Source organism: Leeuwenhoekiella sp. W20_SRS_FM14 (assembly GCF_052119605.1).
In the GTDB taxonomy this organism is placed as follows: Bacteria; Bacteroidota; Bacteroidia; order Flavobacteriales; family Flavobacteriaceae; genus Leeuwenhoekiella.
In genome coordinates this window covers 1-5555 of record NZ_JBGQOK010000013.1, presented here as the reverse complement: position 1 = coordinate 5555, position 5555 = coordinate 1, and the positions used below count along the sequence as shown (strand labels likewise).

5 protein-coding genes are annotated in these 5555 nt (G+C 31.8%); all 5 read right to left on the bottom strand.

Translation table 11 applies throughout. The features are described from left to right. Positions 1 to 217: 217 nt before the first annotated feature. On the bottom strand, positions 218 to 841 hold the full coding sequence (locus ACEN25_RS15780; RefSeq protein ID WP_441803756.1) for a hypothetical protein: 624 nt from the start codon (positions 839 to 841) through the stop codon (positions 218 to 220). Positions 842 to 1008: 167 nt separating this feature from the next. Further along, positions 1009 to 2190, bottom strand: coding sequence for an AlbA family DNA-binding domain-containing protein (locus ACEN25_RS15775; RefSeq protein ID WP_441803755.1), 1182 nt, complete (start codon positions 2188 to 2190; stop codon positions 1009 to 1011). 114 nt (positions 2191 to 2304) lie between these two features. Further along, positions 2305 to 2919, bottom strand: coding sequence for a hypothetical protein (locus tag ACEN25_RS15770; protein ID WP_441803754.1), 615 nt, complete (start codon positions 2917 to 2919; stop codon positions 2305 to 2307). Between the two features lie 155 nt (positions 2920 to 3074). Further along, positions 3075 to 3842, bottom strand: coding sequence for an NADAR family protein (locus tag ACEN25_RS15765; RefSeq protein ID WP_441803753.1), 768 nt, complete (start codon positions 3840 to 3842; stop codon positions 3075 to 3077). Between the two features lie 950 nt (positions 3843 to 4792). Further along, on the bottom strand, positions 4793 to 5452 hold the full coding sequence (locus ACEN25_RS15760) for a hypothetical protein (protein WP_441803752.1): 660 nt from the start codon (positions 5450 to 5452) through the stop codon (positions 4793 to 4795). Positions 5453 to 5555: the final 103 nt, after the last annotated feature.

Below are 5555 nucleotides of genomic sequence, written 5' to 3'. Positions count from 1 at the left end.
GGTAATTAATCTTAAAAGTCAAAATGAGTAAATTGCTTTTTTGAATGAGCCAAAAGTTTTTCTCAAATAAGAGATAACGGTACCGTATAACCGCAGTTGCGGTGTTTTCTCTTTAGTTTTTTTCAGTTGGGAAGATAGTGTTTTTGTAGGAAACCAAATTCATTTGTGCAACTATGACCGCAATTGCGGTTATACATTGTTGGCACACGTATTTTTTTCATTTTCCAGTTCTGTAATCGGTATTTGAATAGTCAAAATCGGAAAAGTCTTTATACAGTAGAATCCGTTTTTCTTTAGTCAAATAGTCTTTTATTATTTCATAATTTCCTTTCGGAAAACTAATTCGGTCGCCTTTTGTCAAAAATCGGTCACCACCAAATTCACAAGCACATACTTTTCCTCGCACAGGTGTTGCATAAACAGTTACTTTTTCCCTATACCCGTCTTTCCACTCTTTTTTGATTACTTGGATTTTTTGTCTATCCTTTTTTACCAATTCACGTAATTCAGTCAGGTAATCACTATAATTGTCAGGAAAATTAAATTCCGTTCCAGTTGTCATATTGTAGGGATAAGACTCTTTTCCTAAACAACAAGATTCCAATTGGTCACTACCATAAAATTCGTGTAAAAAAAGAGAATAGATTATTGGTTCCTTATATTCATCTACCTTTTCATATTTTTCTAATTCTGCAACCCAATAGTAAATAAAAGTTCCGTGAGAATCTTTATTTCTGTCCATTTCAAAAGTCAAAATCACAAAGTCTTTTTCAGTCAGATTTTGAGTAAATCCGCTGAATGAATTAAGTAGTAGAAGCAGTAAAATCAACTTATTTTTCAATGTGCAAACGTGTTTTTTTATATGTGTGCCAACGTGTTTGAATATGCTTTGTTGCGTGGTTTAAGCACCTAATTTAGTAAATAATTACCGAATAGAAAATCCGCGAGGATTTTCGTAAATAGGCGAAACTAAGCAATAAAGTATATGCAGTGTTGGCAAATCGTATTTTATTCAATGACCTTGATTATTAGTTGGTCTTCAATAGGCTTGCTCAGATTTTTTCCAAATATTTTAATTTTTATTATTTTTTCAGTTTTGTTTAATTTCGGATTTATTGCAATTCTTAAATCTACTTTTAGTGCATTCTCACTTATTTGATGTTTTAAATCTCCTAGGTTTTCCAGTATTAGATATTCCGTTTCATTTTCCATAACTTCTGGATAATTCATACTTTCCCAAGATGGCGGATTTAGTTCATATTTTAAAGATATAATGCTATTTGAATTATCTGGTTTAGAATAAATTTTGTCGGCAATATATAATCCTTCCTTTTCAATTGTAAGTTCAATCGAGGTATCTTCTAGATATTCGGTATCATCATTTAAAATCCTAAAGTTAAACTTATGGGCTTTAACTTCGAAAAGATAATGTAAATCATCTTCTCGATAAGTTTCTGCTACATTTTCTAAATTTCCTTCTAATGTTTTAATGCTTCTATTTTCATAAGGTGTTCCACCTAACATTGGAATATCTTGGTCAAAAAATGGAACAAACATTCCTTCTGTTTTTTTTAATTTCTCTTTTTTATCTGAAAGTATTTTTTTGATTTTTTCTGCTGCTTTATCTGATGGATAATCTCCGCTACTTAATATTTTGAGCGCAATTGACTTTTGATTTATTTCATCAAAATAAGTATGAATTTTACCTTTAAATTTCTTTTCAGTTATTTTCTTTTCGGTGTAAAAATCAAAGTCCTTTCTTGTTAATCTTGTTTGATGCGAACCTTTTCTAATAAAAGCCTCTCCAATTCTTAATTTACCAAAATCCTTTTTCATCATATATGGTCGGTCAATGGAATCAAAGATTTTAAATACTCCGAGAGTTTTATTTTGAAACTGATAAGAAACGTAAGAAAAGTTTAATTCTGGTTCAATATTGTTGTGGACTAGTTGTTGGTAGGTGGCTTCGTCAATAAAATCTTCTGTGATACCTAAAATATCTCTATTTCCATTTCCTAATAACTTAACACCAACTATTATATATTTATCAGCATCTGTTTTAGCATTAGCCATAGACATTAAATCTTTCAGTAAATCTTGAAACTTGACTTTTTGATATTGAATTGCCTTAAAATCCAATTCAGTATTTTCATTTTCAAATTCTATTATGTCGTCAAGGTTTTCTGTCATATGTTTGCCAACGGTCTCGGCTATGAGTAGTTGCGTGGTTTAGCACTAAACTTAGCAAGTACACACCAAACTGAAAATCCGCGAGGATTTTCAGAAGTAGGCGAGAACAAGCAATTACTTATAGCCATTGTTAGCACCAGTATTTTTATTTATTAATTCATATTCTTTTACTTCCCATTCTCCATTTTCCGTTTCTAATTTTGAGGAAATATTGAAAACTCCATTTTCAGCGACAAAAATTAGGGATAAATGAGAACTTCCAGTTTCGGAATTCCATTTAGAACTTACATTTCTTAAAATTCCATAGTGTTTGATTTCTCCAGTTATTTTTTGAATATCGATGTTGTTTTCGCAATATTTTTGAGTCACTTTTACTGGTTCAGATTGTCCAATTGTCAAATATCCAATAAGAACTATAATCATTGAGAAGATAAGAACGAAAGTGTAAAATTTGAGTAAGTTTTTTACCAAGAAGAAAAATCCATTAAATGGATTCTTTTTCATTGATTTAATCATTTCCTGATATTTTTTGTAAAATTTCGGATAATGTCCTCTTGTTTCTTGGTAGGATTTTAACCAAAAATAAATTCCAAATCCCGTTAGTATAACTGATAAAATCATTCCGTAAGTTGATTCAGGCAACTTTCCATTTAAGTCGCCAATCCAAGACAAAACCCATAAAATGGCTCCAGTCGATAATAATATTCGGAATAATGTTTTTTTGTTCAAGGTTGAGTTTATATTGGTGCTAACGTGTTTGTGTATGGCTCGTTGCGGGAAATCAGTTATGATTTTCCGCTGTAACCGAAAGATAGCAAATTGCAATGAATTCCGATTAAGGAATTCAGCCGCAATGAGCTATACACGGTGTTGCCATTAGTTTTTTATTCGTGATATTCATTATCATACCAACCTTTCCATTCTCCGTTTGCTGGAAAAGTCAATTCGTAAATTTTTCTTTCAGATTCAGTTAAGCTGTTCAAATATTTACTCAATTCCATAATGTGAGTTTCTCCATATCCCATTCTCCAACCAATACTATATTTATCTATTTCTGGATGAGCCAACCAAGGTGGCAGAATAGGATTTTTAAGTTCTTTAAATTCTCCAATTTCGATGAGAATGTCTCTCGTTTCCATTAAGGCATAGCCGAGTAAATTCAGTCCGTTCCAAAAATATGGGATTTCAGCATTTTCATCATTTTGAGCGAGTCCGATTCCCCAAATTTTATCTACAGGACTTGCCTCAACTAAAATTCTGTCATTTGTGTTTTTCAAAAATTCCGATAACTCTAGGTTTTGACTAAACTTGTGGAAATTACCTCTAACTACTATTTCAAATCGATTTTCTTCCCAAACCCTTTGGTTAAAGTTTTTTACTTTTCTTCCAAGTTCCTTTACTTTTCCAGCTTTTTCGGACTCGATTATTTCTAGATAAATTTCTTTGTCACCAAATAATAGAGCTTTTTCAGCCATCATATAATGTTCGGCAGTCAAAAATTTAATTCCGTTAACCTCAACTTCAGATTCGTACCATTGGCTGAAACAAGATTTTGTGATTTGGTCAGACTTTTGATGTCCCCAAAATAGAAGATATTTCAGGTTTTCTCCTGATTCAATTCGTTCAATTATTTTCTCGTTCGTGTAGTTCATTCAAATTAATGGCAACGGTCGCGTATAAAAGCTTTAACGGGTTTCCGGTTTTTTTTGTGTTTTGGCTTTATTAGCGTTGGCAGAAAAAAGCCGAGTTACTTACTTTTCACCAACAGCACTAAAAAACTAAAATACCTTAATAAACGAACAACAAAAGCGCCGTTATTGCTTTTATGCATTGTTGTTAAATGTATTATCGGTTTTAGATCGACTAAAACAGAAAAATGATTTTTTCCTTTAGGATAGCTTTTGCGAACTGCTTAGGTACAGTTTTGAAAATCATTTTTTTCATCCGTGACCTTAGCAAAAAGCGATACTAGGGAAGGAGTAAGACTGGTAAGTTTAAAAGAAAGTGAGGTATGAAACTCAATATATTTCGTTCATTATAGATCTGAACAAATTTTATATTTTACAACGGTCCCGTATAAAAGCTTTAACGAGTTTCCGGCTTTTTTTGTGTTTTGGCTTTATTAGCGTTGGCAGAAAAAAGCCGAGTTACTTACTTTTCACCAACAGCACTAAAATACTAAAATACCTTAATAAACGAACAACAAAAGCGCCGTTATTGCTTTTATGCATTGTTGTTAAATGTATTAACGGTTTTAGATCGACTAAAACAGAAAAATGATTTTTTCCTTTAGGGTAGCTTTTGCGAACTGCTTAGATACAGTTTTGAAAATCATTTTTTCCATCCGTGACCTTAGCAAAAAAGCGACACTAGGGAAGGAGTAAGACTGGTAAGTTTAGTAGAAAGTGAGGTATAAAACTCAATATATTTCGTTCATTATAGATCTGAACAAATTTTATATTTTACAACGTTCTTGTATATGGTTTGTTGCGTGGTTTAAGCACTAAATTTGGCAAATAAAAACCGAATAGAAAGTCCGCGAGGACTTTCGTAAGTAGGCTAGAACTAGCAATAAATTATATACGGTGTTGGGCATAGTTTTTTATTCGTAATACATTTTGAATTTCTCAAAAGTTTCTTGTCCAGGAATATTTACTGTCATTTGATAATATCCATCTTCTTTTGATAAAATCTGATAAATATACTTATCGCCTTTTACACTAAAATTTGACCGTGTTTCATTGTTACTTTCCATAAACACTAATTGGAATTCTGTTTCGTTAATCCAACTATAAGTCAGATTTGAAGTTGTATTATCGGAAAATGAGTCCGTCCATTTTCCTTTTTCCATTTTTACTCGCGTTGTATCTCCAGCAACTTCGAAATAATAAAATTCCTTTTGGTTTTTAAATTCCTTGAGTTGCTTTTTCGATATTTCGGGTTTTGGTTTTTCCGTTATTCTTGTCACTGATTCTTTTGGCGGTTCCAATCTGTCTAATAAATCCCGAAATTCGACACAATTCCTTTGAAGTCTATAATAAACTTGTTGTCCAATTTTCTGAGTTTGTGATTGCTCAAATTTTCCTAAATATGGATAAAGTTGTTTTTCATATAATGTGTTTATTTTCAGTGTATCGTTTTTAATATCTAAATTTTTCAGGTAATCACACATTTCATAAGAAACAGAATCAATTTCTGTTATCGTCTGTGAAAAAGTAATATTGGAAATTCCAACCAATAATATTATCAGTGTTTTTTTCATTTTGCTCAAATTATGCCCAACGGTCCCGTATAAAAGCTTTAACGGGTTTCCGGCTTTTTTTGTGTTTTGGCTTTATTAGCGTTGGCAGAAAAAAGCCGAGTTA

Bases quoted from the DNA above. Each gene is read 5' to 3' on its own strand.
- ACEN25_RS15775 (WP_441803755.1), bottom strand. From the start codon at position 2,190: ATGACAGAAAACCTTGACGACATAATAGAATTTGAAAATGAAAATACT.
- ACEN25_RS15760 (WP_441803752.1), bottom strand. From the start codon at position 5,452: ATGAAAAAAACACTGATAATATTATTGGTTGGAATTTCCAATATTACT.
- ACEN25_RS15765 (WP_441803753.1), bottom strand. From the start codon at position 3,842: ATGAACTACACGAACGAGAAAATAATTGAACGAATTGAATCAGGAGAA.